The organism is Halovenus aranensis (genome assembly GCF_900100385.1).
Lineage (GTDB): Archaea > Halobacteriota > Halobacteria > Halobacteriales > Haloarculaceae > Halovenus > Halovenus aranensis.
Genome location: NZ_FNFC01000014.1, coordinates 56,997 through 81,956, shown reverse-complemented (window position 1 = coordinate 81,956; position 24,960 = coordinate 56,997). Strand labels below are relative to the sequence as shown.

At 63.1% G+C, this 24,960-nt stretch carries 27 protein-coding genes and 1 pseudogene; 21 read left to right on the top strand and 7 right to left on the bottom strand.

Features of this window, described 5'->3' with window-relative positions:
- Positions 1-3 precede the first annotated feature (3 nt).
- The 3 genes from pstA to BLR34_RS13840 form a co-directional block, all read right to left on the bottom strand.
- A complete protein-coding gene (gene pstA, locus BLR34_RS17420; protein ID WP_092704060.1) occupies positions 4-2,025 on the bottom strand; it encodes a phosphate ABC transporter permease PstA in 2,022 nt (673 codons plus the stop codon).
- 1 nt (position 2,026) lies between these two features.
- Positions 2,027-3,001, bottom strand: a complete 975-nt coding sequence (pstC, locus tag BLR34_RS13845) for a phosphate ABC transporter permease subunit PstC (protein ID WP_092704058.1) — start codon at positions 2,999-3,001, stop codon at positions 2,027-2,029.
- Between the two features lie 126 nt (positions 3,002-3,127).
- Positions 3,128-4,210: a PstS family phosphate ABC transporter substrate-binding protein gene (locus BLR34_RS13840; protein ID WP_092704056.1), complete on the bottom strand. Its 1,083-nt coding sequence runs from the start codon at positions 4,208-4,210 to the stop codon at positions 3,128-3,130.
- Between the two features lie 407 nt (positions 4,211-4,617).
- Here BLR34_RS13840 and BLR34_RS13835 point away from each other — a divergent pair, with 407 nt between their 5' ends.
- From BLR34_RS13835 to BLR34_RS13810, 6 genes are all read left to right on the top strand, one after another.
- Positions 4,618-5,619, top strand: a complete 1,002-nt coding sequence (locus BLR34_RS13835; RefSeq protein WP_092704054.1) for a metallophosphoesterase family protein — start codon at positions 4,618-4,620, stop codon at positions 5,617-5,619.
- 58 nt (positions 5,620-5,677) lie between these two features.
- Entirely contained in the window at positions 5,678-6,496 is an 819-nt protein-coding gene (locus tag BLR34_RS13830) for an inositol monophosphatase family protein (protein ID WP_092704052.1), read from the top strand.
- A 107-nt stretch (positions 6,497-6,603) separates the two neighbouring features.
- Positions 6,604-7,806: an extracellular solute-binding protein gene (locus BLR34_RS13825; RefSeq protein WP_092704050.1), complete on the top strand. Its 1,203-nt coding sequence runs from the start codon at positions 6,604-6,606 to the stop codon at positions 7,804-7,806.
- 6 nt (positions 7,807-7,812) lie between these two features.
- Complete coding sequence (locus tag BLR34_RS13820) at positions 7,813-8,730, top strand: ABC transporter permease (protein WP_092704048.1); 918 nt, start codon at positions 7,813-7,815, stop codon at positions 8,728-8,730.
- A complete protein-coding gene (locus BLR34_RS13815) occupies positions 8,727-9,620 on the top strand; it encodes an ABC transporter permease (RefSeq protein WP_092704046.1) in 894 nt (297 codons plus the stop codon). Before BLR34_RS13820 ends, BLR34_RS13815 begins: the two co-directional genes overlap by 4 nt.
- Positions 9,621-9,622: 2 nt before the next feature.
- The gene (locus tag BLR34_RS13810; RefSeq protein WP_092704044.1) at positions 9,623-10,642 is read left to right on the top strand and encodes an ABC transporter ATP-binding protein; all 1,020 of its coding nucleotides are present in this window, start codon (positions 9,623-9,625) and stop codon (positions 10,640-10,642) included.
- 4 nt (positions 10,643-10,646) lie between these two features.
- Here BLR34_RS13810 and BLR34_RS13805 read toward each other — a convergent pair whose 3' ends face one another.
- Positions 10,647-11,462: a DUF7260 family protein gene (locus BLR34_RS13805; protein ID WP_092704042.1), complete on the bottom strand. Its 816-nt coding sequence runs from the start codon at positions 11,460-11,462 to the stop codon at positions 10,647-10,649.
- A gap of 239 nt (positions 11,463-11,701) precedes the next feature.
- Here BLR34_RS13805 and BLR34_RS13800 point away from each other — a divergent pair, with 239 nt between their 5' ends.
- Positions 11,702-12,442, top strand: a complete 741-nt coding sequence (locus tag BLR34_RS13800) for an HAD family hydrolase (protein WP_092704040.1) — start codon at positions 11,702-11,704, stop codon at positions 12,440-12,442.
- 7 nt (positions 12,443-12,449) lie between these two features.
- Here BLR34_RS13800 and BLR34_RS13795 read toward each other — a convergent pair whose 3' ends face one another.
- Positions 12,450-13,343 (bottom strand): glycerophosphodiester phosphodiesterase, encoded by an 894-nt coding sequence (locus tag BLR34_RS13795; RefSeq protein ID WP_092704038.1) that lies wholly within the window; start codon positions 13,341-13,343, stop codon positions 12,450-12,452.
- A gap of 189 nt (positions 13,344-13,532) precedes the next feature.
- Between BLR34_RS13795 and BLR34_RS13790 the strand changes: the two genes are divergently transcribed.
- The 3 genes from BLR34_RS13790 (at position 13,533) to BLR34_RS13780 (ending at position 15,567) form a co-directional block, all read left to right on the top strand.
- Complete coding sequence (locus BLR34_RS13790) at positions 13,533-13,952, top strand: CBS domain-containing protein (protein WP_092704036.1); 420 nt, start codon at positions 13,533-13,535, stop codon at positions 13,950-13,952.
- 46 nt (positions 13,953-13,998) lie between these two features.
- A complete protein-coding gene (citZ, locus tag BLR34_RS13785; RefSeq protein ID WP_092704034.1) occupies positions 13,999-15,174 on the top strand; it encodes a citrate synthase in 1,176 nt (391 codons plus the stop codon).
- A gap of 75 nt (positions 15,175-15,249) precedes the next feature.
- Positions 15,250-15,567 (top strand): DUF5783 family protein, encoded by a 318-nt coding sequence (locus BLR34_RS13780; protein WP_092704032.1) that lies wholly within the window; start codon positions 15,250-15,252, stop codon positions 15,565-15,567.
- A 3-nt stretch (positions 15,568-15,570) separates the two neighbouring features.
- Here BLR34_RS13780 and BLR34_RS13775 read toward each other — a convergent pair whose 3' ends face one another.
- Positions 15,571-16,209, bottom strand: a complete 639-nt coding sequence (locus tag BLR34_RS13775) for a helix-turn-helix domain-containing protein (RefSeq protein WP_092704030.1) — start codon at positions 16,207-16,209, stop codon at positions 15,571-15,573.
- Between the two features lie 95 nt (positions 16,210-16,304).
- Here BLR34_RS13775 and paaA point away from each other — a divergent pair, with 95 nt between their 5' ends.
- From paaA to BLR34_RS13730, 11 genes and pseudogenes are all read left to right on the top strand, one after another.
- Positions 16,305-17,246: a 1,2-phenylacetyl-CoA epoxidase subunit PaaA gene (gene paaA / locus BLR34_RS13770; RefSeq protein WP_092704079.1), complete on the top strand. Its 942-nt coding sequence runs from the start codon at positions 16,305-16,307 to the stop codon at positions 17,244-17,246.
- Between the two features lie 5 nt (positions 17,247-17,251).
- A pseudogene (locus BLR34_RS17625) lies at positions 17,252-17,416 on the top strand (PacF protein); the annotation flags it as partial.
- Positions 17,417-17,431: 15 nt separating this feature from the next.
- A complete protein-coding gene (locus BLR34_RS13765; RefSeq protein WP_368086101.1) occupies positions 17,432-17,776 on the top strand; it encodes a phenylacetic acid degradation protein PaaB in 345 nt (114 codons plus the stop codon).
- Entirely contained in the window at positions 17,776-18,609 is an 834-nt protein-coding gene (paaC, locus tag BLR34_RS13760) for a 1,2-phenylacetyl-CoA epoxidase subunit PaaC (protein ID WP_092704026.1), read from the top strand. Before BLR34_RS13765 ends, paaC begins: the two co-directional genes overlap by 1 nt.
- Entirely contained in the window at positions 18,602-19,033 is a 432-nt protein-coding gene (gene paaD / locus BLR34_RS13755; protein WP_092704024.1) for a 1,2-phenylacetyl-CoA epoxidase subunit PaaD, read from the top strand. Before paaC ends, paaD begins: the two co-directional genes overlap by 8 nt.
- Positions 19,030-19,197 carry a 1,2-phenylacetyl-CoA epoxidase subunit PaaE gene (gene paaE, locus BLR34_RS17100; protein ID WP_176765335.1) on the top strand — a complete coding sequence of 56 codons (168 nt, stop codon included), beginning with the start codon at positions 19,030-19,032 and terminating at the stop codon, positions 19,195-19,197. Before paaD ends, paaE begins: the two co-directional genes overlap by 4 nt.
- Positions 19,198-19,270: 73 nt before the next feature.
- The gene (gene rimI / locus BLR34_RS13750; protein WP_092704022.1) at positions 19,271-19,735 is read left to right on the top strand and encodes a ribosomal protein S18-alanine N-acetyltransferase; all 465 of its coding nucleotides are present in this window, start codon (positions 19,271-19,273) and stop codon (positions 19,733-19,735) included.
- 49 nt (positions 19,736-19,784) lie between these two features.
- Positions 19,785-20,984 (top strand): MFS transporter, encoded by a 1,200-nt coding sequence (locus BLR34_RS13745; RefSeq protein WP_092704020.1) that lies wholly within the window; start codon positions 19,785-19,787, stop codon positions 20,982-20,984.
- Positions 20,985-21,113: 129 nt separating this feature from the next.
- Entirely contained in the window at positions 21,114-21,629 is a 516-nt protein-coding gene (locus tag BLR34_RS13740; protein WP_092704018.1) for a phosphate-starvation-inducible PsiE family protein, read from the top strand.
- A gap of 116 nt (positions 21,630-21,745) precedes the next feature.
- Entirely contained in the window at positions 21,746-22,837 is a 1,092-nt protein-coding gene (locus tag BLR34_RS13735; protein ID WP_092704077.1) for a pyridoxal-phosphate-dependent aminotransferase family protein, read from the top strand.
- Positions 22,838-22,889: 52 nt separating this feature from the next.
- Positions 22,890-23,492 (top strand): nitrous oxide reductase accessory protein NosL, encoded by a 603-nt coding sequence (locus BLR34_RS13730; RefSeq protein ID WP_092704016.1) that lies wholly within the window; start codon positions 22,890-22,892, stop codon positions 23,490-23,492.
- A gap of 10 nt (positions 23,493-23,502) precedes the next feature.
- Here BLR34_RS13730 and BLR34_RS13725 read toward each other — a convergent pair whose 3' ends face one another.
- The gene (locus BLR34_RS13725) at positions 23,503-24,864 is read right to left on the bottom strand and encodes an MEDS domain-containing protein (RefSeq protein ID WP_176765333.1); all 1,362 of its coding nucleotides are present in this window, start codon (positions 24,862-24,864) and stop codon (positions 23,503-23,505) included.
- Between the last annotated feature and the right edge of the window lie 96 nt (positions 24,865-24,960).

The window sequence follows — 24,960 nt, the reverse complement described above, 5'->3', positions numbered from 1 at the left end:
CGGTCACGTCTCTTGTTCCGAACGGTTCCGAATGACGATTGCCGTGGCGTTCATCAACAGAAGCACGACGAGCAGCGTCACGACGCCGGCCGCCATGATACCGTACCTGAACTCGGATTTTACCGACGACGACCAGACGTAAATCTGCATCGGCATCGCTGTCGTCGTCTCGACGATACCGGCCGGCGGATTGTAGATGGTGTTTGGGAATCCAATCATGATGAGCGGGGCGGTTTCGCCGATTGCGCGGCCGAGCGAGAGAATAGTCCCGGTGAGGACGCCCGGCAGTGCCTCCGGAAGGACGACGTTTTTCGTCGTCTGCCAGCGGGTTGCCCCCATCGCATACGAGCCGTTTCGCATGCTGTCGGGGACGGCCCGAATCGCCTCCTGTGCCGAGATGACTGTAATCGGAAGGATGAGCAGCGTCAGCGTGAGCGCGCCGGTAATTGCGGTACCGAGCCCGAACCCGATGAGGTTGACGAACAGCCCCAGCCCGAGCAGCCCGTAGACCACCGACGGGACGGCCGCGAGGTTGGCGATATTGACCTGAATAATCCGCGTGAGAAAGCCGCCAATCCCGGTGTCTGGGGCGTACTCTTCGAGGAAGACAGCAGTACCGACGCCGAATGTAAACGAGAACAGCGCGACCAGCGTGATGAGTATGACCGAGCCGACAATAGCCGGATAGAAGCCGGCCTGTTCGGGCAGTGAGGACGGCCCGTTCGTCAGGAACGGCCAGTCGAGCCAGATGTCTGGCCGCGCAACCCCCCAGATGTCGACGATGACTGCGCCGACGAGGACACCGGCAACGAGAACAACCGGCAAGACTAATCCGGGCGTTCCCTCGCGGCGGTCGAGTACCTGCCGCACGTAAGCCACCGTCGGGACCAAGACAGTCAGCAGGAACAGGATTGCTGTCTTCGGTGAGATGTCGATTACCGCAGCGAGCTGGCTGCCCACGACCGCCAGCACGAAGACGCCCACCCCGAAGCCAATCCCCGTCCGGCGAGAGGTCCGGAGTGCAGTCAGTCCCCCGCTGGCGAGTGACAGCGGGACCGCGAGCGTCCAGACGTAGATGAGCCACGTCGTCGGGTAGCCGGCGTAAAATTCCAGTATCGGTTCCGGTGCGACACCGGCCTGCCCGGCTGCGACGCTCGCGGCGGCAGCGAGGACGAACGCGAGTACACTCGCCTCGCTCGCCCGGTCTGTTCGGCGTTCGAGGACGTATTTGAACGCCATCGCTGCCGCAGCCGACACCACGACCAGATAGAGCGCAACGACGCTCACCGACACGCCGCCGGGCAACGAGACCGGCACCGCCTGGTCGAGTCGTGTCGGGATACCAATAGTCGTGAACGGCCTGCCCGGGCGCGTCGCCAGAACCCCGGCCGTGAGAACGAGGGGGATAACCGTCAGCGAAATCGGCGACTTAGGCCGACGGGTGCTGTAGCCGAGCACGAGCGCCGCGGGAACGAGTCCGAGTGTGTACGCCCAGAACCAGGCGCGGGGCTCGAAGACGAAAAACAGGATGACGAGCATGAACCCGAGCGACGTGCCACCGATGAGGCGACCGAGGAGGCCAAAGCCGACGCTGCCGACCGGTTCGCGGCTGCCGGCAAAGCCGACGACGGCCGTTGCCGGGACGACGACAGCGAACAGATAGACAATCTGCCATGTGAGGCCGGGAATCGTGCGCACGAACGTCTCGACGAGGTAGAAGGCCAGCCGGACTGCCCCGAGCCCGCCGAGAAGGCCGAGGACAGTCTGGCGTGTCAGGTCGGGGTCATCAGCACTGTAGAGACAGAAACCGATGAACGGGATTATCAGCGTGAGGAAGTAGGTCAGCAACCACTCGGGGCTGGCACTGGTCAGATTGAAGGCGTCGACAGTGACGTAGACCAGCAACACAGCCAGCATGAGGATGCCGAAAAGAGAGGCACCGAGCGAGAGTTTCTCGAAGACCTTCCCGCGGAGCCTGCTCACTGTACCAAACGCCGTGGTATCGGTATCGTGTTCGACAGCCATCTTAGTACTCCTCCCGGTATCGTTCTGCGATGATGTCGCTGATGACGTTCATAATGAGGGTGACGACAAACAGGAACAGTCCGAGGGCGAACATGGCGTCGTAGGGAACCGTCCCACCCGTCAGGTCGCTGCCGACAATCTGAACCATCGCGACGGTAATCGTCATCCCCTGTTCGAGGAGTACGTCACCCGGATGGACGAAGGGAATGCCGAGCAGTCCGTTCTGGACCTCCGGCAGCGTCGCGTTCGACCCCATGGCGACGACGACAATCATCGTCTCGCCGATGGCACGCGAGATAGCCAGGATGTACGACGAGACGATGCCCGAGACTGCGGCCGGGACGACGACGCCGGTCGAAACCTCGAACTTGGTCGCGCCCAGCCCGTAGCCGGCCTGTCGCAGTTCGTCGGGGACGGCGTTCATCGCGTCCTCGCTGATAGAAGAGACCATCGGAATGACCATGATACCGACCATCAGCGAGGCCGACAGCGCGTTGAATGTCGTCATGTTGGGAAACAGCGTCGCCTGCAGGGCAGGCGTGATGTAGACGAGCGCGAAGTAGCCGTAGACGACTGTCGGAATGCCGGCGAGAATCTCGAGCATCGGTTTGAGAATCGCCCGCTTGCGCGGGCTAGCGTACTCGCTCAGGTAGACCGCGGTCAGTGTACCGATAGGGATGGCGACAAACGCCGACGTAATCGTCACGACGAGCGTACCAACGAGCAGTGGGACGATACCGAACAGCTGCTCGCCGCCCGTGTCGTTCGGACTCCATTCGAAGCCGCTCAGGAAATCACCGAACGGGTACGCCTGGAAAAACGAAATCGCATCAGACAGCAGCGTCAGGAAAATCGCGACAGTCGTCAGAAGCGTCACAGCCGCACAGACGAGCATAAACGAGCCGTAGGTGCCCTCTTTGAGCCGCTCGATGCCCCGCGTTCGCTGGAGGTCTAACTCCGGCTGCGAGTCACTCACAGCTTACCACTACCGTTGGATTGTGTAAGGGGGTACATGCACTTTCCGGAATTGTGACGCTGGCCACGGCGGTACTCGGCGCTGACTCGAACAGTTGACGCCCGTGCACAGCGTCGTCGCATCGGCTTACTGCGCCTCGGAGATGGCCTCTTCGAGTTTCTCCATCTGGGCCTTTTTCGTCTCCTCGGTGGCCGGCACGTAGCCGACGCGCTCGGCGACGATTTCCTCGTTTGTCGTCTGCTCGACGAAGTAGCGAGCGAACTCGGCGACGTGTTCTTTGGCCAGCGAACTCATCGACGGGTAGGTGAAGAGGCTCCGCGAGAGGGGCTGATATTCGCCCGAAGCAGCGGTTTCGAGGCTCGGGGCAACGCAGCCGTCGCCGTTGTCGATTTTGACGGCCTGGGCCTGGTCGGGGTTCTGGTAGTAGTAGGCGAAGCCGAAGTACCCGATTGCGTACGGGTCGCCACTGACACCTTGGATAATGGTCTCGTCGTCTTCGGTTGGCTGGTAGTCGTCGGTGTGACCGCGGTCGGTCCCCTGGACGTTCTCGATGAAGTAGTCGTAGGTACCGGAGGTGTCGGCCGCACCGAAGCGATTGATCGACTTATCGGGCCACTCGGAGTTGACATCACTCCAGGTGCTGGCACCGTCGGCCTCCCAAATCTGGGCCAGCTCTTCGACCGTGATACAGGGGTCGTCGCCGAGGACTTCGTGTTCGTTGCTGACCACGACGGTCAGCGCGTCGGTCGCGGCGACGAGCTCGATGTAGTCGACGTCGTTGTCGCTACAGAGCTGTTTTTCCTCCTCTTTGATTGGTCGACTCGCGTTGTTGAAATCAGTGTTACCAGGACAGAAGTGATTCGAGAAGCCACCACCGGACCCCGTCGAACTGAGGTTGATGCTGACCTGGCTGTGGTCTTTCGCGAACTCTTCGGCGATTGCGTCCATCAGCGGAAAGACGGTGCTCGACCCGGCGATGTCGATTTCGCCAGACAGCTCCGTGTTCTCTGTCGAGTCGCCGTCGCTGCCGTCGCTGTTGTCGCTGCCGTCGCTGCTGGTATCGTCCCCGTCCTCACTGTCACTGCCGTCGTCGCCGTCGTCACTGGCGGTACAACCTGCGAGTGCAATTGCCCCGGCCGCGCCTGTGCCGGAGAGGAATTTTCGTCTCGATGCAGCACTCCCGAACCAGTCAGACTGACTGTCGGTCATCGACCGATTGTAGATGACTTCGATATAAGTATACTACTATTAGATATATACTGTACCCCGTACGTATATATTGAACTCAGTAGCGGTACGTAGTCTCAGTATGGAACAGCGTACCGACGTTACAACACCGTTAGAGACCCTGATAGCAGCAAACAGATAGCTTCCGGGACACTCTGACGAGTGTAGACAGTGCCCGTCTTCGCGCACGCAGGTGTGTGGACTGTCGCCAACGACACTCGCCGGGCTACTGTCACGGCCGTTACCGACAGCTATCGCCCGCCAGTTCGGCTCGATAGCTGGCCTATATAGCCGAATGCGGCACTCGGTAGGGGTGTGAGTACTCGGGAGAAGAATATATAATATTTTAGATAGTTATTTGGTCGTGGAACGTGTGCCAGACCATACCGATGTTCTCCGAAAACGGTGCCGGCGACCACAGCGGGCAGCCGCTGTTTCCGGACAACGGCGGCGCGACGCTCGCCCGGTTCGACCGCCCGCGGGGTAGCGGGACGACTGTCGCGGTCCTGTCAGACCCTCACGTGACCCCAACTGCGCGAGGGTCAGCGACGCTGTACCATCGGACGAAACAGCGCTTCCAGATGGCCGTCGCCGACGCACACCGACTCGACGTCGACGGGACCGTCGTCGCCGGCGACCTGACCAAAGACGGCTCCGGCCACGAATACCGCCTCGGCGACACGCTGGTCGGAACGCTTCCAGAGCCGAGACTGGTCGTCCCCGGGGACCACGACCTCGGCCCCGCCCGCGAGCTCGAAACCGGCGGCGCGTTCGCGCGACGCTACGGCCACAGACGTTACCCGACCGCGATACAGATGGGTGACCTCGCGGTGTGTGGTCTCGATAGCACGCGCCCGGCGGCGGCTCACTCCGGCGGTATCCTCAGGTCTGACCCCCGACAGCGTCCGGACGCCGCAGGCCCGCGAATTGCGGTTTTGCACCACCAGCTCGCGCCGCTTCCAGAGCCGTTCGAGGGGGCCGTCCCCGAGTCGGAGTATCGGGTGCAGAACCCGGCGGCGACGGCAGACGCTCTCGCCGCGGCCGGAGTCGACCTCGTGATTACCGGCCACCTTCACTGGCCGTTTGCGACGACCTACCGGGGACTGAACGTCGTCAGTGCACCGGGATGTTCGACGTTCCCGCCGGGATACCTGCTCGTTCGTGTCGACTCGCGGGGCACGACGGTCTCGCTTGTCTCGCTGGCCGGCGAGCGCGGACTCGCCGAAGCCTACGATTACACCCTCGAAGACGACGCCCGCGGTGACCCTGTCCGGTCAGCCGTCAGAGACGGCTACTTCGGCACATTCCCGCAGGTCGACGAACAAACTGGCTCCGGAGACGAGACGCCGCTGTCGGACCCCGGCCCGTGGTCGGCCGAGCAGTCCGGGTGAGAGCAGCAAACATAACAACACAGCACACACTAATTCAACGAACGGAGATTGTCTATCCATGAACACACTCGATATATCAACGACTGACGTTCTCGACGTGGCCCGCCAGAGTGCCGAACGCGGCGGGTCGGTCGCGATGGACCTCTTTCGAACCGACCTCGATGTCGACACGAAGCGGGACAAAACCGACGTGGTCACCCGCGCCGACAACGAGGCACAGGAAGCCGCCGTCGCAGAAATCGAGGCCGCCTATCCCGACGCGGTCATCGTCGGCGAAGAAGACGACCAACAGCAGGCCGTCCCAGAAGAGGGGATGGCGTGGCTAGTCGACCCAATCGACGGGACGAACAACTACGTCACCGGAAATCGCCGGTGGGCGACCAGCATCGCCTGCGTCGTCGACGGCGAGCCGATTGCGGCCGTGAACAGGATGCCCGCGCTCGGTGATACCTACGTCGGCACGGCCGACGGGGTGCGGCGCAACGGGGTGCCGTGTGCGGTGAGTGACCGGGTAGACCCCGAGGCGTTCCGTGTCGCGCCGATTATCTGGTGGCCACGGGACCGCCGCGACGAGTACGCCGCCGCAAGCGAGGCAATCCTCACTCGCTTTGGCGATATGCTCCGCTTTGGCTCCGCACAGGCGACGCTGTCGATGGTCGCCGCCGGCGGCATCGAAGGTGCCGTCACGAACGTCGAGGCAAACACCTGGGACACCGTCGCCGGCGGCGCGATGGTCGAGTGGGCTGGCGGAACGGTCACCGACCTCGACGGCGAGGAGTGGCACCACGACAGCCGCGGCATCGTCGCCTCGAACGGCGTCGCCCACGATGTCGTGCTCGACGCCGCCCGGGAGCTAGACGAGGTCCGGGAGATATAGAGCACTCTGTAGCCCCCTACAGCAAAGGGGAGGTGTTCGTACCGCTCGTCGGTCCGCTAGACACCTATTAGCAACCCGTTTATGTGTCCCCCGTGGCCGTTGTGATGATGTCGCAAGACAACGCGACCGACGCGTCTGGTTCACTGACTGATTCTGTCTCGCGCCGGCGGTTCCTCGTCGCAAACGGGACCGCTGCCACGGCCGCGCTGGCCGGCTGTCTCGGCGGTGACGACGGCGACGACGGGGGCGATACGACCGACGGTGCCGAGACCGTCAGGGTGGGGTACGGGGAGTACGAGACGACCATCAACACCGGCGACTTGCCCGACGAACTGTTCATCTACGCTGTTCAGACCGGCTGGTCGAACTGGGACGCCGTGATGGACGCCTTCGAGGAGGAGTACGGCGTCTCGCTGTTCGACGACCAGCGCACCTCCGGGGAGGCGCTGACCAACATCCGGACGAACCACCCGAACCACGAGTACGGCGCCTACAACGGTGCCTACTCGGTCGGCCTCGAAGCCTGGGACGAGGGCTTTACAACCGACTACAAGCCGAAAGGGTACGAGTCGGTGCCCGACGAGTTCAAGACCGACGACGGTCACGTCACGGCGACCCGCCAGATGACCGTCGCAATCAACTACCGGAAAGACATCTACGAGGAGCGCGGTCTCGACGAGCCCGAAACGTGGGAGGACCTCAAACAGCCCGAAATCGCACAGGACCTCGCTATCAACGTCCCGGGTGCGGGGTCGGGGCTGAACGCGATGCTCTCTATCAACCACGCCTACGGCGGCGACCTCGACAACCTCGACCCGCTGTTTGAGTACTTCGAGGATATCGCCGAGCACGGTGCCGAACACCGTCGCAACCTCGACCAGCAGTTCACCGCTGGCGAAATCTCGACGTACGCGGAGTACGACTTCGGCGGCCTCTCGACGAAGTACAACAGCGACGACATCCCCGAGGAAGATGTCGGTGTCGTCATCCCGAAAGGGCCAGACGGCGGCGAAGGTGCGACCCAAGTGCCCTACGGTTACGCGATGCTCCAGGACCCGCCCAACGAGGACGCCGCCAAGCTGTTTATGGATTTTGTACTCTCGCCGGACGTACAGGAGCTGTTTTTCGACGGCTTCGTCCGCCCGATTCGCGCCAGCGAAGACAGCGTCGAGGCCCCCGACGAGTTCCCGGCCGCAGAGCAGTACGGCGACGCGGCCTTCGGCATCGACCAGGCCAAGTTGCTCGACAAACAGCAGGGTATCATCGAAGAGATACTGGAACGGAGCCCGCTGCCGGGCGTCGAAGCATAAGCGGTCATGGCCGACGCACAGCCTACGACGACCGACGGACGGTTCCGTCGCATTCAGGCAGTCATCTCGCCGACGACCGAGGCCGAGCGGCGTCGCCGCCGAATCCTCGTCCTCTGTCTCCCGTATTTCGTGCTGGCGACGTTCGGGGCGTTCATCCCGATTGGCGTCATGGCCCGGATGAGCCTCTCGACGGACAATCTCACCAACGAGGGGTTCACCCTCGAGGCGTGGCGAACACTACTCAACGACGGCATCTATCTCGAAGTCGCCTGGAACACGCTCTGGTTCGCGGCCGCGACGACGCTGTTCAGCGTTGCCATCGGCGTGGCACTCTCGCATGCCTTAGAGAAGTATTCGCTGCCGTTCGAGCGCTGGATTGTCGCGATGCTCTCCTTTCCAATTGCGCTGCCGGGAATCGTCGTCGGCTTCCTGATTGTCGTGTTACTCGGCCGAACCGGGTTGCTCACGAACGCTGTCGCCTACTTCACCGGCGGTAACCCCATCGACATCGCGACCGCTCGAACTCTCGGCGGGCTCTTTCTCGGGTTCGCCTTCTCGCTCGTTCCCCGGTCGACGATGGTCCTGCGAGGGACGTTCACCGAAATCAACACCGACGCCGAGGAGGCCGCCCGCGCGCTCGGCGCGAGCCCGCTGGTGACCTTCTACTACGTGACGCTCCCACAGGTCTGGCCGGGTATCGTGGCCGCCTGTGTACTCACGTTCCGGACCGCGCTTGCCATCTTCGGGACGGTCCTCGTGTTGCCGGCGCTGAACGTCGCCACGCTTCGTCTCTCGCTGGAAATCGGCGACCTCGGCTTTAACACTCAGATTGCGGCCGCTATCGGCATGGTGTATTTCGTCTTTTTTTTCCTCTTTACGTTCGTGAGTCTGCGGCTCGTCGACGACGACCACGTGAAAATATGACAGACGACAGTCACAGTACACAGAGGCCCCGCGAGTCAGGCACGTCGCGGCTGTGGTGGCTCCTCGGTCGCCTCGACGTGAGCGCCACGGTGGGCAAACCGCTGGTCACGCTCGTCGTCGTCCTGACGCTCGTGTTCCTGCTGGTCCCGATTGTGGCGACTGTCGTCGCCTCCTTTGCGACGACCTGGACCGGCGTGGTGCCCCGCGGGTTCTTCACGCTCGACAACTGGCGTATCGTTCTCGGCATGAAAGAGGGGTTAGGCCCCCGCGGCGGCGTTATCTCGGGACTGGTCTTCAGTGCGATGGTCGCCACAGGCGGGATGGTCCTCAACATCCTCGTCGGTGTCCCGATTGCGTACTCGCTGACACGGTACGACTTCTTCGGGAAGGACTGGGTTAACACGCTCGCGGTGTTACCGGTCGTGCCGGGTATCGTGCTGGCGGTCGCGTTCATCAGGACCTACCCTCACAACAGCGGCTCGTCGCTCGGTCTCATCGTGGGCTACGCCCTGTTGAAATCGCCGTTTATGGTGTTGACCGTCCAGAGCTCGTTCCAGTCGATGAACCTCCAGCAGATAGAAGAGAGCGCGCGCTCGCTGGGGGCGTCCTGGCCGCGGACGTTCCTGACGGTCATCGTCCCGAACGCGAAAGACGGCATCATCGCCGGCTCGATTATCACCTGGACGCTCGCGGCCGCGGAGTTCAACTTCACGTTCATCGTCGACCCGACAGACCCACAGCCGTTCGCGCTCTTCCTCTACGAGAACATCAGCCGCTCGCCGGTGTTGCAGTCCGCGGCGGCCGTCTCGGTGTATTTCAGCATCGTCCTCGTCGTAATCGTCCTCCTGCAGTCGGTCGGCCGGACCGGCTTTACCACAGTCGAACGATAACAATGTCAGACGTAACACTCGATTCGGTGACGAAACGATACGACAGCGAGGCCGCTGTCGAAGGTATCGACCTGAGAGTCGACGACGGCGAAGTGCTCGGCGTCATCGGTCCCTCGGGCTGTGGGAAGACAACGACGCTTCGCACTATCGCGGGCTTCGAGACGCCAACCGCGGGAGCAGTCCGCTTCGACGGCGAAGACGTGACCAACGTCCCACCGGAGAGACGAAACGTCGGTCTCGTCTTTCAGTCGTATGCCCTGTTCGACAACATGAGCGTCGCCCAAAATGTCGCGTTCGGGCTGAAAATGCAGGGTGTCGGCGCGGACGAGCGGCGCGAACGCGCCGTCGAACTGCTCGAACTCCTCGGCATCGAGGCCCTTGCCGACCGGTCGCCTCGAACGCTGTCGGGCGGCCAGCAACAGCGTGTCGGCCTCGCGCGTGCGCTCGCAATCGAACCGAATATCTTGTTGCTCGACGAGCCGATGACCGGGCTGGACGAACAGCTCAAACGCCGGCTTCGTACCGAGTTGAGCGAGCTACTCTCGGAACTGGACGTGACGGCGCTGTACGTGACCCACGACCAAGAGGAGGCGATGGTGATGTGTGACCGTATCGCCGTCCTCAACGACGGGACAATCGAGCAGGTCGGCAGCCCTCAGGACATCTACGAACAGCCCGCGAACCAGTTCGTCGCCGACTTCGTCGGCACGTCGAACGTCCTCGATGCAGTCGTCACGGACGGCCGCGTCGACCTCGGATTCGCTGCCGTCAACGCGAACGGGCTGAGCGAAGCCGACGACGGCCGGCTCATCGTCCGCCCAGACGACTTCGTCCCGGGCGGGTCGGCGTTCGAGGCCGTCGTCCGTGACAGATACTATCTCGGCGAGTGCGTCCGGGTCCGAGCGGAGCTGCCCGACGGCCAGTTCGTCACTGTCGACCTCGACGGCGAGTGGCAGGACAGCCACCCCGGTGAGGCGCTGCCACTCGATATCAGAACAGACGGCATTCACGTCCTGTCGTAGGGAATCAGGGCCGACTCCCGGTACGGCCACCCCGTTGCCGGTCGAGCGCTGACCGGACCTCTGTCCGGAGCGCGTCGATTGTCTCCGTACAGTCCGCGAGCGTCGCGAGCACCGGATACGTCGGGTCGACGTCCACGGAGTGATAGACGTAGCTCGGCACGTCTGGCTCGTCGACCGGGAGAGTGAGCGTTCGCCGCTGGGTGACAATCGCGGACTGTCGTCGCTCAAGCAGCCGGTCGCACTTCTCGGCTAACACGTCGAGTCGGGCGTCGTGAGCATCGAGGAGGCCGACCGCACGGTTCGCTTCCAGCGAGTGGCGAATCTCGGCCAATTCCTCAGTGAGAGGACACAGAGTCTCGCGTGCCTCTGTGAGAGAGTCCTGTTCGTCGCCGAGGACATCGGCGAGTAGCTCCCGGCGCTGTACCGCGCTGTCGACTGCGCCGAGCAGTGCCTGCTTGTGTGCCCGCGTGAGGTGTGCACCGCTGCAGAGGGCAACAGCGATGTCGGGGCCGAACTCGGCTGCAATGCTCTGTGCGTACGCTTCGCCGTAATCCTCCTCGTAGTGCGACACGCTCATAAACGTCGCCTCGTAGGCCTGCCGGACCGTCGCAAGTGTCGCCGACGACCCGCCAGTCGACAGCGCCACCGCGGGTTCGCTGTCGCCCGGCGTTGGCTGTGCCGTCTCGCTGTCACGGACCCGCTGTGTGAACGTCTGCAACGCCTCTCGCTCGTCGACAACCCGGCGGCGCTCCTTCGAAACGGCCTGTTCTACCGTGTCGAACCGCGCCTCGACGGCCGCTGGGTCGATAGTGGGGGTCACACGTAGCGATTCCCGTAGTCGGGGATTAACTGCTTATAATAGCCGTTTCCAGGGGAATAGAGCGATATATAGTCGGCAACGGCAGGTCGTGGGTGTTTGACCGCACCCGCGACGCGGGCGGCCCACGGTGTTGTGTGTTTACAGCCGTCCGGACCGGTACTGTCATCTCGGTAGACCTCTGGACTGCGATAGAGGGTTCTTATCAAGCTAATTGTGCGTCGACGGCCAGTGAGTATCACATGACGACGCCAACCGAGGGCCAGACCACACCACATGGGACAGCAAACCACGCCAGCGGCGTAGGCGACCCCGACCCGATTTTGTTCGACATGGACGGCGTCATCCTGCAGGGTCGTCGGACCGACCCCGAAATTTACGTCGCCGCCGCCGACAGAGCGATTGCGGAGTTCGACGTGCATCCGACGCCCGACCAGCAGGCAGTCCTACGGTCACATCGGTGTGACGAGGTCGTCGCGAGTGTCTGTACAGCGCTTGGCATCGAGTACGAGGCGTTCTGGCGGCACAAAGAACGCCACGCCAGTGAAATCGCCAACGAGCGGCTACGGGCCGGCGAGCGAGCGCTCTATGACGGCGCGTCAGCGCTCGACGCGCTTGCCGAGTCGCGGCCGCTGGCGCTGGTCTCGAACAACCGCCACCAGACGGTCTCGTTCGTCGCGGAGTACTTCGGTCTCGACGAAACGTTCGCGGTCGTTCGGGGACGGGACCCGACGCCCGAAGGGTTCCACCGTCGCAAGCCCGACCCATTCTATCTCGAAGACGCCCTCGACGCGCTCGGCGTCACAACGGGCGTCTACGTCGGCGACCGCGAGAAAGACCTCCGCGCCGCCTCGCGTGCTGGCCTGGAGGGTGTCCTAGTCCGCCGCGAGTTCAACCGCGACGAGACGCCTACTACGGCACCCGCTGCCGAAATCAGCTCGCTGTCGGACCTTCTCGACCTCCCGCTTCTCGGCGGCCGCTGAAGTCGGTCTAGTCCTCCATCCCGGGATACTGGCCGGTCTGGAACACCATCGGATAGTCGGCGATGAGGCCGTCGGCGCCGACGTCGATGGGGCCGGTGGCGACCTGCCAGCTGTCGATTGTCCAGACGTTGAGCTCGCGCCCCTCCTCGTGTGCCGTCGCGACGAACTCCTCGTCGAGCAGGCCGTGGTAGGGGTTCATCGCCTCGGCGTCGAGTTCGCGGGCGATTTCGACGTTTTCCTCCCTGTTCTCGTAGAAGATGGGTGCCACGTCGACGCTGTCGTCGACATCCCGGACGGCACGCAGCGCGTCGGGGTCGAACGACGACGCGTAGAACTCCCCCGGATACTGTCGGGCAATCTCCAGTGTCCGCTCGGTGAACTCCGTCCAGGTCAGCGGCCCGGAGTCTTTGAATTCGAGGTTGACGGTAACGGCTGGGTCGGTGACGTTGAGTACCTCGGCGAGTGTCGGAATCGTCTCGCCTGACCCGAGCACTTCGGCCTGTAACACCGTCTCAGAGGCGGTCTCACCGACTGCGCCGCTCTCGTCGGTGAGGTCGTCGAGCTTGGCGTCGTGGAACACCACAATCTCACCGTCTTCGGTCGCTTCGAGGTCGATTTCGATGCGGTCTGCGCCGAGTCGAGACGCACCGACTGCCGCGGCGACCGTGTTCTCGGGAAACAGCCCCGCGTATCCCCGATGTGCCGTCACGTGAACGTCGTCCTGTCGCCCCTCGTTGTCGTCGGTGTTCTCGTCGCTGTCGTCGCTATCGTCGTTGCTGTTGTGGTCAATGCTATCGCTCCGCCCCGCAACAGTACCCCCCATGGCCGCGGTTCCGAACACCGCTGCCGTCGTTTTGAGTGCGCTACGGCGCGAGAAGCCACCCGTGTTGTCTCCAAGCATCACCTGCGGTTTCAGACTGTCCTCGAATATCCGTTTATATGAGACGACTATACCATCCCGTTGTACTATGTAGTGATTAAGAGAGGATAACGCATTCTTCGAGAGGCAGAGAACGTGTCAGCACGGTGGCCCGGGTCCGAGCAGAGATAGGAGCCTTTTCCTACGCGGCGGTCATCTGTCGACGTGACAATGACAATCAAAGAGATGGCGCGTACGGATGTCGTCACCGCAGACCCGGAGACGACGACCCGCAAGATTTCGGCGCTGCTCGAAGAGAAAAACGTCGGGAGCGTTATTGTGACCGAAGACGAGACGCCAGTCGGTATCGTCACCGACCGAGACCTGGCGCTCGATGTCATCGGCGAGGGGAAAAACTCTGCGACAATCGCCGCCGCCGACGTGATGACCGAGGACCTCTTTACCGTCGAAACCGACGAGAGCATCTACGACGTCCTCGAAGGGATGCGCGAGCGCGGTGTCAGACGCGTCCCGGTTGTCGAAGACGGCGACCTGGCCGGTATCGTCACCCTCGATGACTTCATCGTTTTGCTCACCAGCGAACTCGAGAACGTCTCGGGCGTCGTCCAGGCCGGAATTTCTGACTACTAGAGCAGACACCAACGACGTTTTTTACCGGTGGCGTGATAGTGCAGGTATGGCAGACTTGCTCAAGAAAGCGACCAAGCCCGAGGTTCACCGCGGGCTGGAGGGTGTTGTCGTCGACGAAACGGAACTGAGCGTCATCGACGGGAGTGTCGGCGAACTGCGCTATCACGGCTACCGTATCGAGGACCTGGCCCGACACGCCGACTTCGAGGAGGTACTTTACCTGCTGTGGCACGGTCACCTCCCGGACGACGACGAGTACGAGGCTTTCGCCGAGGCGATGGCAAGTGAGCGGACCATCGGCGACGATGTCCTGCAGACCGCCGAGTTGCTCGCCAAAAGCGACGAAGAGCCGATGGCCGCGCTCCGGACGCTCGTCTCGATGCTGTCTTCCTCAGACCCCGAGTCCGACGCCGACCCCGAGGACATGGACGCGGCGCTCCGGAAAGGCCGGCGTATCACCGCGAAGATTCCGACGGTGCTTGCGGCCTTCGACCGGTACCGGAACGGCGAGGAACCGCTCGACCCGCGAGACGACCTCGGCCACGCCGCGAACTTCCTCTACATGCTGAGCGGCGAGGAGCCAGACGACGTCGCCGCCGACATCTTCGACGTGGCGCTCATCCTCCACGCCGACCACGGCCTGAACGCCTCGACGTTCACCACGATGGTCGTCTCCAGCACCTACGCCGACATCTACAACGCCGTCACCGCCGGCGTCGGCGCACTGGCCGGCCACTGGCACGGCGGCGCAAATCAGGACGTGATGGAGACGCTCATCGAACTCGACGAGAGCGGTCAGGACCCAATCGACTGGGTCGAGGACGCTATCAACGAGGGACGGCGGATTCCGGGCTTCGGCCACCGCGTCTACGACGTGAAAGACCCGCGTGCGAAGATTCTCGAAGAGTTCAGCGAGGACCTCGCCGTCGAGAGCGGCGAGCCGCGCTGGTACGACTACACCACGAGCGTCGAGGAGTACCTGCTCGACGAGCGGGGACTCGGCGAGAAGGGCATCGCCCCGAACGTCGACTTCTACTCCGGGTCGGTCTACTATCAGCTTGGCATCCCAATCGACCTCTATACCCCCATCTTCGCGATGTCTCGCGTCGGCGGCTGGGTCGGTCACGTCCTCGAATATCAGGCCGACAACCGGCTCATCCGTCCCCGGGCACATTACACCGGCCCTGACCACCAGGATTTCGTCCCCCGTTCGGACCGCTAGCTTACGCACTCTGAACCAAAGGCAGTAGTCAGACCTCCCGGAACGTTTTACCCGCGAGGTGCCGTCTGTGTGCCCGTGACCGACTTCGACCCCGAAAAGTTCGACGAGAAGTACGTCCACTACTTCGAAGAGCTCGAAACGGCCTACTCGAACGCCTACGACCAGCTCCACGGCGAGTACCCCTCGAACATCTTGCGCGCCATCGATCGGCAGATACTCGCAGAGAGCGAACCAGTCTACGAGGGCGACGGCACGTTTCGGGTAGCGTTGCCCGACGACACCGACGACCGCATCGCGGCTGTGCCGGCCGAGGCCGACAAGGTCAAAGCGGTGCTGGAGGAGTTTGTCACGCGCATCGAGAGTGAACTTCGGTCGCTGTTTGGCTTCGCGTAACGGCTACAGGAACAGCTGTCGGAATAGCGTCCGCTCGGCGCGGTGGAGCCGTTCGAGAAACGCCGACTTGCTGATGTCGAGGTGGTCGGCCACCTCCTGGGCGGTCGCTTCACGCGGTACGTCGAAGTACCCGACTTCGAGCGCCGCCTGGATGCAGGCCTCTTGTTTCGGCGTGATGTCCCATTGCTGGGTCAGACTCGGCTCGCTTTCGCTCTGGAGCTGGTAGGCCCGCCTGAGCTTGACGCCGACGGTGTCACCGGCACGCTCCATCACGCCCTGGAGAACAGTCCGGCCGACGACCGCACCCATGACGAGCGCACGGCCGCCCTCGTACTGGAGTGACTCGACCATACAGCCGGCGCTGACGAGTTCGTGGACGACACACGGGTGTTTCGAGAGACAGCGGTAGGTCGCCTCCTGGCGACCGTCGGCGACGTGCAGATACCGAATCCGGTCGTCGTCGTCGAGTGTCTCCCGAAGCGCCTCATCGGTGGGCGCGCTGAACTGCAACAGGACGTTGCCGTCCTCTCGCAGTTGGGGCGGCCGGGCCTCGATGCGCGCGTCTGTGGCCCGCGTCGCGGCTGCCAGCGGACAGTCGTCGCCCTCGACCTCGAACTCGACGACGAGACACTCCGCTATCATTCGGCGTCGCTACGGCCCGCGAGTATATAAATACCCCATATAGACGGGGCAATTGCTTTGTCCTGTCCTCACATGTATAATCATGAGAGATGACAATGGACATCGAGACAGTCAAAGAGCGCGCAGGGTCCCGGGAGTTCAACCCGACCGACGACATGCCCGAGGAGTACCGCAAGGCGGCCACCAGAATGCTTGAGTTCCACGCCAACAGCGAGATAATGGGGGCGTACCTGGAGCGACCGTTCATCCGGAAAGCGCCGAGCATCGAGCGCAAACTGGCGTTTTCGGCGAAGGTCCAGGACGAAATCGGCCACGGACAGATGCTCTACCGCGCCGCGGAGTCGCTGGGCATCAAGACTCGCGAGGAGATGCTCGACGACCTCGCAAACGGTGACGGGAAGTTCCTGAACTGCTTCCACTACCCGATGGAGAGCTACGTCGAGACGCCGATGATTGCCTTCTTCGTCGACGGTGCCGCGATGCGCCGCCAGGCGACGCTGAAGAAATCGAGCTGGGAGCCTTACGCCCACGCGATGGACAAGATTTGCTTCGAGGAAGGGATGCACGTCAAACACGGCGAGTCCATCCTTCGTGAGCTGATGAACGGCTCGAAGCGGGAACAAGAGATGGTCCAGGAGGCCTTCGAGGAGTGGTGGCCGCGTATCCTCCAGTTCTTCGGCCCGAGTGACGACGCGAGCACGCACCACGACTTCGCCGCGGACGTCGGACTGAAAACCGCGACGAACGACGAGCTCCGGAACTCGTTCCTGAACCGCTACATGGAGAAAGCGAAAAACTACGGGCTCGAAATCCCGGACGAACCCCGTATCCGTGACAACGGCGACGGCACCTACGAGGTCGTCGAGGATGACCTCGACTGGGACGAGTTCTTCACCGTCTCGAAAAACGAGTACGAGGGCAGCATCCAGCAGATTAACGGTCGCCGGGAGGCACAGGAAGCCGTCCAGTGGGTCCGGAACATGATGGACGGCCAGACGACCGCAGGTAACAGCCCCAAACCGCAGGCGGCGGACTGAGAGCCATGATCTGGGAAGTCTTCCGACAGCAACAGGAGGGCGACAACTTCGTCCACTGTCGCGACGTACACGCGCCGGACCGAGAGATGGCAAAGCAGTTTGCAGTCATCCAGCACGGTCGTCGCAAGCCGACCACCGCCCTGTGGGTCGCCCCACAGGAGAAGATTGCACACGTCGCGCCGGGCATGGATATCGAGCCCGCCGACGGCGGCGACGAGACGGCGTGGACGGTGTTCCGTCAGGACCGGGCCGGCGGCTATCACACCGAGTGCGGCGAACTCGACGCCACGGGAGTCGCCGAGGCCAAACAGGCCGCTCTCGATACGTTCACCGACGACGACCCCCACAGCCTCTGGGTCGTCGAGACGGAGTACATCGGCGAAGTGACAGCCGACGACGTGAACTTTGGCGGAACGACCAACAAGTCCTACCGGTTCGCACAGACGTACAACGTCGACCCGGCCGCACAAGAAGTCGAGGCCTCCGAATCCGAGCAAATCGAGGCCGAAAAACAGCGAGGTGAGATGTAATGTCAACGACAAATGCAGACCTCGGCGACCCGACGGAGCTTTCGGAAGACCAACAGCGCGCAGTCGAAGCACAGCTGTTCCGGCTGGCCGACGACGAACTCGTCCAGGCAGAACGGTACACGTTCTGGCAGGTCCGGGCACCGACACTCGAATCGGACCTTGCTGTCTCGAACAACGCACAGGACGAACTGGGCCACGCGCGCCTGTGGTACGACGCCATCCAGCAGCTCGGCTACACGGAGGAGTCGCTCATCTACGAGAGCGACCCCGACGACTTTCAGCACAGCACGCTCGTCGAGCTTCCCTTCGAGGAAGGCGACTGGGCCGACGCCGTCGTGCGCGGCTACCTCTACGACGTTGCAGAGGAGATTCGCCTCGCCGCACTGGAGGAGTCGACGTACGCCCCGATTCGTGACCGGACCGACCGCATCCAGGGCGAAGAAGAGTACCACCTCGAACACGCCCGTAGCTGGCTGGAACGGATGTCGCTCGACGACGACGCCAGCGAGCGCGTCCAGGCGGCGATAGACAAGCTCTACCCGTACGCGCTGACCATCTTCGAGCCTGTCGGCGACGTCGAGTCCGACATCGAAGCGCTCGGTATCCGAACACGGAGCCTCGACGAGATGCGCGCCGACTGGGCGGAGCGCGTCGATTCCTTCCTGACCGAGCAGGGCTTCGCGGTCCCGACCGACACAGAGCCAGCGACGCCGGTCGGCCGAGACAACGACCACACCGACCACTGGCACTCGCTGCACGAGGAGATGACGAGCACCTATCGCAACCTCGGGCGCGACACGGCGACGAGACTCATGGACGAGGACGATGAGTAGCGACTACGACCGTCCGCGTGCAGACCCGGACGCCACCGCCTGCTCGTACACCGACTACGACACCAAAGAGCGCGCGGTCGGTGACGTACCGGCGACCGGCGACGACGCGGAAGGACTCGAACGCGAGGTCTGGAGCCAGCTATACACCGTCGAGGACCCCGAGATGCCTGTCAGCATCGTCGACCTGGGGCTCATCTACGGGCTGGAACTCGAGGACGGAACGGCCACCATCGACATGACGCTGACCTACAGTGGCTGCCCGGCGCGCGAACTCATCCTCGACGACGTCGAGGCGGCCGCAGAGAGCGTCGACGGCGTCGACGACGCGGAGGTCCAGCTCGTCTGGTCGCCGGACTGGTCGGTCGACCTCGTCACCGAACAGGGCAAAGAATCACTCCGGGAGTTCGGCATGAGCATAGAATGAGCGAACAGGACCCAAGTGTCACCACGAGCGGCGAAACGTCGGGCGCAGAGTGCCCGTACTGTGGCTCGACCGACACCGAGCGTGAGCATCCGAAGGGACCCTCGCTGTGCCGGTCGATGCACTTCTGTAACGAGTGTCAACAGCCCTTCGAGAAGTTCGAGTGAGCCGGTCGCTTCTGTCTCGCCGTCGTCTGTTCTCGACAGTACACATTTGTGTCAGGACCACGTACTCCCGCGCGTGACGACGACAGCGCCCGAGCGGTCGACGCCGACAGTTCGGGAGGCCGAGCGACACGACCTCCTCCCGGTCTATCGCATCGAGGAGGAGTCGTTCGACCAGCCCTGGCCGTTTACCGCGTTCCAGAGCTATCTCGGCGAACCAGGGTTTCTCGTCGCCGTTGACGAGTCCGTCGTCGGCTACGTCGTCGCCGACGTTATCGACTCTCACGGGCGCGACCTGGGGCACATCAAAGACCTCGCCGTCAGTCCGTCCCGTCGCGGCGACGGCGTCGGCACCCTCCTGTTGACCCGCGCCCTCGCCGTTCTCGAAGGTGAGGGTGTTGCGTCGGTCAAGCTAGAGGTCAGAGAGAGCAACGAGACCGCCAGAGGGCTCTACCGGAGCCACGACTTCGACCACCGGCGCACTCTCCCGGAGTACTACGGCGACGGCGAGGACGCGCTGGTGTTGGTCCGCGCCCTGTGACCACGCTGGACCGTTATCTGCTTGTCTATCGACATCGAACACCGTCGCAGTGACAACACCCCAGCGCGACCGCCCGCTCCTCGCGGCTGTCGTCTTTGCCGTCCTGTTCGCGCAGGTCCTCCTCTATCCCGGGATTCCGGCGCTGGTCGCCGAACTCGGCGCGAGTCCGGCCGCCTGGGGCGGCGATGTCGGTGCCGTCCTCGACGCCGGGAAGTGGTTTCTCACCGCGGAGTTTCTGGGGTTCGTTCTCTGTGCCGGCCTCTGGGGCGCGGCGAGTGATGCCCTCGGCGTCCGGACGCCGCTTATCGCTCTCGGTGCCGTCGGCGGCGCGGTCGGCTACCTCTCGCTGGCACTCCTCCCGAGCGTGGGGGCAGTGCCATACGCCTGGGTACTTGGGCTCCGCTTTTGCCAGGGTGTCGCCACAATCGGCGCGTTCTCACTGGCAATCACGACGCTGATGGACCTCGACGGCGGCCACGGCCGGAACATGGGGGCTGCCGGTCTCGCCATCGGCGGCGGGACCGCGCTGGGGTCGCCGCTGGGCGGCCAGCTATACGAGGTCGGCACCCTCGTCCCGCTGTACGGGGCGACGGTCGCGCTGGCCGGTGCCGGCGTGCTTGCGACGCTTGCGAGTGACCGCACGCCCGCGTCCGGTGGCCGCGACCTGCGGGCTATCCTCGACAGCGTCCGCGACCGTCCGGCGGTCGTCGTCCCCTTCGCGTTTGGCTTTATCGACCGTCTCACGGCCGGCTTTTTCGCGCTCGTCGGGACGGTCTACTTCCAGTCTGCGTTCGATATCGGCGCGGCCGGGACCGGCCTCCTGCTCGGTGCCTTCTTCGTTCCCTTCGCGCTGTTGCAGTATCCGATGGGCCGGCTCTCGGACCGTATCGGTCGCATCGTCCCCGTCGCCGTCGGCTCTCTTGGCTACGGCGTCGCCATCGTCGGCGTCTTCTACGCGCCGACAGTTGTGACCGCGGGCGCGGCGATGGTAGTCGTCGGGGTACTCGGTGCGCTCGTTGCGCCGGCGACGATGGCGCTGGTGACCGACTTGGCGGCCCCGACACAGCGCGGCATCGCGATGGGCGGATTCAACGTCTTTGGCAGCCTCGGCTTTCTGACCGGCATCATCGGCGGGGCGACGCTTGCCGGCGGCGTCAGCTTCGAGGTCGCCTTTCTCGCTGTTGGACTCGCTGAGGTCGCAATCGCCGCCGTCATGTTACCTGTGTTGCTCCGCCTCGACGTTACATAGGCGACCGACGCCACAGGTCAGAGAGAGTCCGCAGCCGGCGGTCTGGGGGGCACGGCGGGATATATACGTGGGCAGTCCATACACAATATATCAGATGAGTGCCGAGCGAGAGCGCACCACAAAAGAGACATGAACAACACCGAACAGACGCCAGAGGGGCCATCCGAGCCAGACGACACACGCTCGCGGTCCTTAGAAGAGCGGTACTCGCTCGTCATCGGCCGGTTCGTGCAGGGCGTCGAACTGGCCGCCGCAACCGTCTTTGCCGCACTCTTTGCGATAGGCGTCGTCGACTTGATGTTGCAGATATTCGAGGCGATGCAGTCGGGGAGTATCACGGACCCGCTGGTCGTCATCGGCTTTATCGACACGGGACTGCTGCTTTTGATTATCGTCGAGGTGTATCAGACAGTGCTCGCGTACGTCGAAGAGAACGAGACACGGCGTATCGTCCAGCTCGTCATTTACACCGGCGTCATCGCGATGGTCAGGAAAGCGATTATTTTCCGCACGGGCGAGTACGAGTCGACGATGGACGCGCTGCTGGCTGCTGGCTCATACGGTATCATCATCTTCGCGCTGGTCGCGTTACTCTTTGCCGAGCAGAATTACGGCAGCGAATCCGGGTTGTTGGCTGCCGAGTGAGAGAGCGCTGGCGGTATCGACAACTGCATCGGTCCGTGGCTGTCGTGTTCTGGGGCTGGCTGCCGGGACCACAACGCCCATACGGGTTCGTCGAAAGGTACAGCTAGGTGGTCCGGGTGACCAAAAATCAAGAGTACACCGACAAGACGCTGTATCTGCCAGGACCCACGGAGGTCCGTGAGGAGGTTATCGAGGCGATGGCCGAGCCGATGTTCGGCCACCGCTCCGAGCGGATGACAGACCTCTATACGACTATCGTCGAGGACACCAAAGAGTTCCTCGACACCGACCAGGACGTGATGGTGTTGACAGCCTCGGGAACCGAGTTCTGGGAGGCGACGACGCTCAATCTGGTCGACGACCGGATGCTCGTCCCGACCTCGGGAGCGTTCAGCGAACGGCAGGCGAACGTCGCCGAGCGACTGGGCAAAGCGGTCGACCGCATCGAGTACGAGTGGGGAAAGGCAGTCAAGCCCGAGGACGTCCGCGAGACGCTCGAAGCCGGCGATTACGACGCTGTCGGTGCCGTGATGAACGAGACCTCGACCGGCGTTCGCAACCCAATCGAGGAAATTGGCGAGGTCCTCAAAGAGTACCCCGATACCTACTTTATCGTCGACGCAATCTCCTGTCTCGGCGGCGATTACATCGACATCGAGGGCAGCGGCATCGACGCCATCTTCACCTCGACACAGAAGGCATTCGCCATGCCCCCGGGGCTCGCGGTCTGTACCGTCAGCGACGCGGCCTACGAGCGGGAGGTCGCGTCGGACTCCGCCTCGTGGTACGGCGGCTTCCAGCGGGCCCTCGATTACTACGACCGGAAGGGTCAGACCCACTCGACGCCGGCTGTCCCGCTGATGCTCGCCTACCGGAGACAGATGAAACACATGCTCGAGGAGGGCCACGAGGAGCGGGACCGCCGCCACCGGGAGATGGCCGCCTACACCCGCGACTGGGCGCGCGAGCATTTCGGTCTCTTCGCCGAGGAGGGGTACCGCTCGCAGACGGTGACCTGCGTCGAGAACACGCGAGACATCGACGTCGAGGCGACAATCGAGGCCGTCTCCGAGGAGTACGACATGGTCTTTTCGAGTGGCTACGGGCCGTTGACCGAGGAGGCGTTTCGTATCGGTCACATGGGCGAACACGACCTCGAAAGTATCCGTGCACTGACCGACGCTATCGAGGACGTGGCGGGCCTCTAGGTTCGAGAGACACACCAGAACTCCCTTTTCTACGTCGGTGCTAGCAGAGATAATGCATAGGCGAACGTTTCTTCGCGGGTCACTAGCGGCGACAGGCACGAGCGTGCTTGCCGGCTGTACCGACATCCTTGGGTCTGATGAGGAGGGCGTGCCAGAGCCGGTACCGCTTTCGGGCGGCAAGTTCGACTACCAGGGCGGGATGGAAATCGGCCCACACGGTGGCCCGAACGGCCAGATATTCTACGCGGACAACGAGCCACAACCCCTCCAACAGTCCGAGGGAGAGGGAGACCCGAGCCTGGCCTGGTTTCACACGCTCGCCGATGGGCTCTTTCCCTATCACTTCGAGCGTCGCGACCGCGGCTGGGAGGCCGAGGTAGTTTATGTCACCGACTACACCAGTGTCGACTGGAGTCTCACAGAACGCGAGGGACGACCCCGGATGCCGTCACCGACCGCTCCCGAGACGTTCGCCGACGCGACCGAGTTGACCTACGTCGTCAACAGCGACGTGGCCGGCGGAATGGGACCAGACCTGTTCCCGTTCTCGGCGGACGGAGATGCCGATGCCTTCGTCGACGACCACGGCGGACAGACCCTTGGCTACGACGATATCACGCGACAGCTACTCAGCTCGATACAGGCAAACGGCTAGGGTGGTCCCGTCAGTTGGCGACCCGGTTGAGTTCGATTCGGAGCTGTGGGCCCTCAGCGGGGAACGCGAGGGTCCCGTGGCCGTTCTCGATAATCCAGTTGGCGAGCCAGAGGCCGAGGCCGCGTCCGTGTTCCAGTTGGGTTTCGCTCCCGCGCTCGAGGGCTGCCCGGTCGCTCGCGGGAAAGAGGGCATCAGGTGCCTGGATGTCGAGTCGCAGCGTTCCTTCGGCAGGTGTCGAACAAGTGAGCGAGACTGACGGCTGTTCCTCCTGGTTGTCGAGAATCGCCGTCAGCAGTTCGACCACCGCGTCGTCGAGATTCGAGTCCGCGACGACTGTCGTCTCGGATTCGCCGTCGATACTGATTGTCGCCCCGGGTACGGCCGCCTCCGCCCGGTCGACCGCCCGAGCGAGCGTCTCGTCGAGCGCGAGTGTCTCGACTCGCAGGTGGTCGAGGGTCTGCTGGACGGCACGAGCCTTGTCAGCAATCTCGAACACGTCGTTGACGTGCTCGATTGCGGTTTCGAGGCGTTTGCTGTCGGTTTCGGTGAGGCTGTTTTCCTCCTCGATGAGTTCGAGATTCGTCCGCACCACGTTCAGGTCGTTGCGGATGTTGTGCCGGAGAATACGGCTGACGACGTCGAGGCGCTGTTCGCGCTGGGTGACCTGACGGCGCGAGCGAGCGAGATCGTGGGTCTGTTCGAGCATGAGCTTGGCGTTCAGCTGCGAGTCGGCCTCTGACTGGTAGGCGTCCGGCGTGAGGTAGTATGGGTTCTCACAGATGGTGCTACGGTAGATAATCTGCTCGTGTGTCCACAGCGCCTTGGCGGTGGACTCTTCACCGAATCGGTCGATGTCGTACTGACACAGCGCGGTCACGGGATAGTCGGGACAGGTGGCGTCGAACTCGGCCTCGAAGTCCAGAATGTGGTCGAACGACGCCTCGGTGTGAAAACACCACGTGTTTTCGCCGGCCACCCAGAACCCCTCGTATCCCATCTCGATGCTCTCCTCGACGGCCGATTCGAGCGTGGCTATCATCTCCTCGGGATTGAAACCCGAGTCCAGATAGACCTCTGAGGCGTCCCGAATCGTGAGGTCGCCCGCAGCCATCCGTTGTGTTACGTCGACTCCAGCGTCCCGAAGCGCCGCCTTAATCGCATCTCTCGTGTTTGCGTCGGTCAGGTAGAAACACCGCCGCCCCAGGTGCAGACCGTACCGAATGAACGTACTCGCAGCCGATAGCTGCGTCGCTGGCTCTCGGTAGAACAGTGCGAGGTGGCGAGCGAGGTCCTCTCTGCTGAACTCGGCGAGCAGCCGATTGGTCTCGTCCTCACTCTCGTCCGTGCCAGCCCCAGGTGTGCTATCGCCCACCATGCTACACGTTGGACCTAAATCCGTTCGCGTCGATAAAGTATCTGGTGGCCGATACATGTGAGAATCGTAACAAAATCAGCAAGTGCGAGTGTC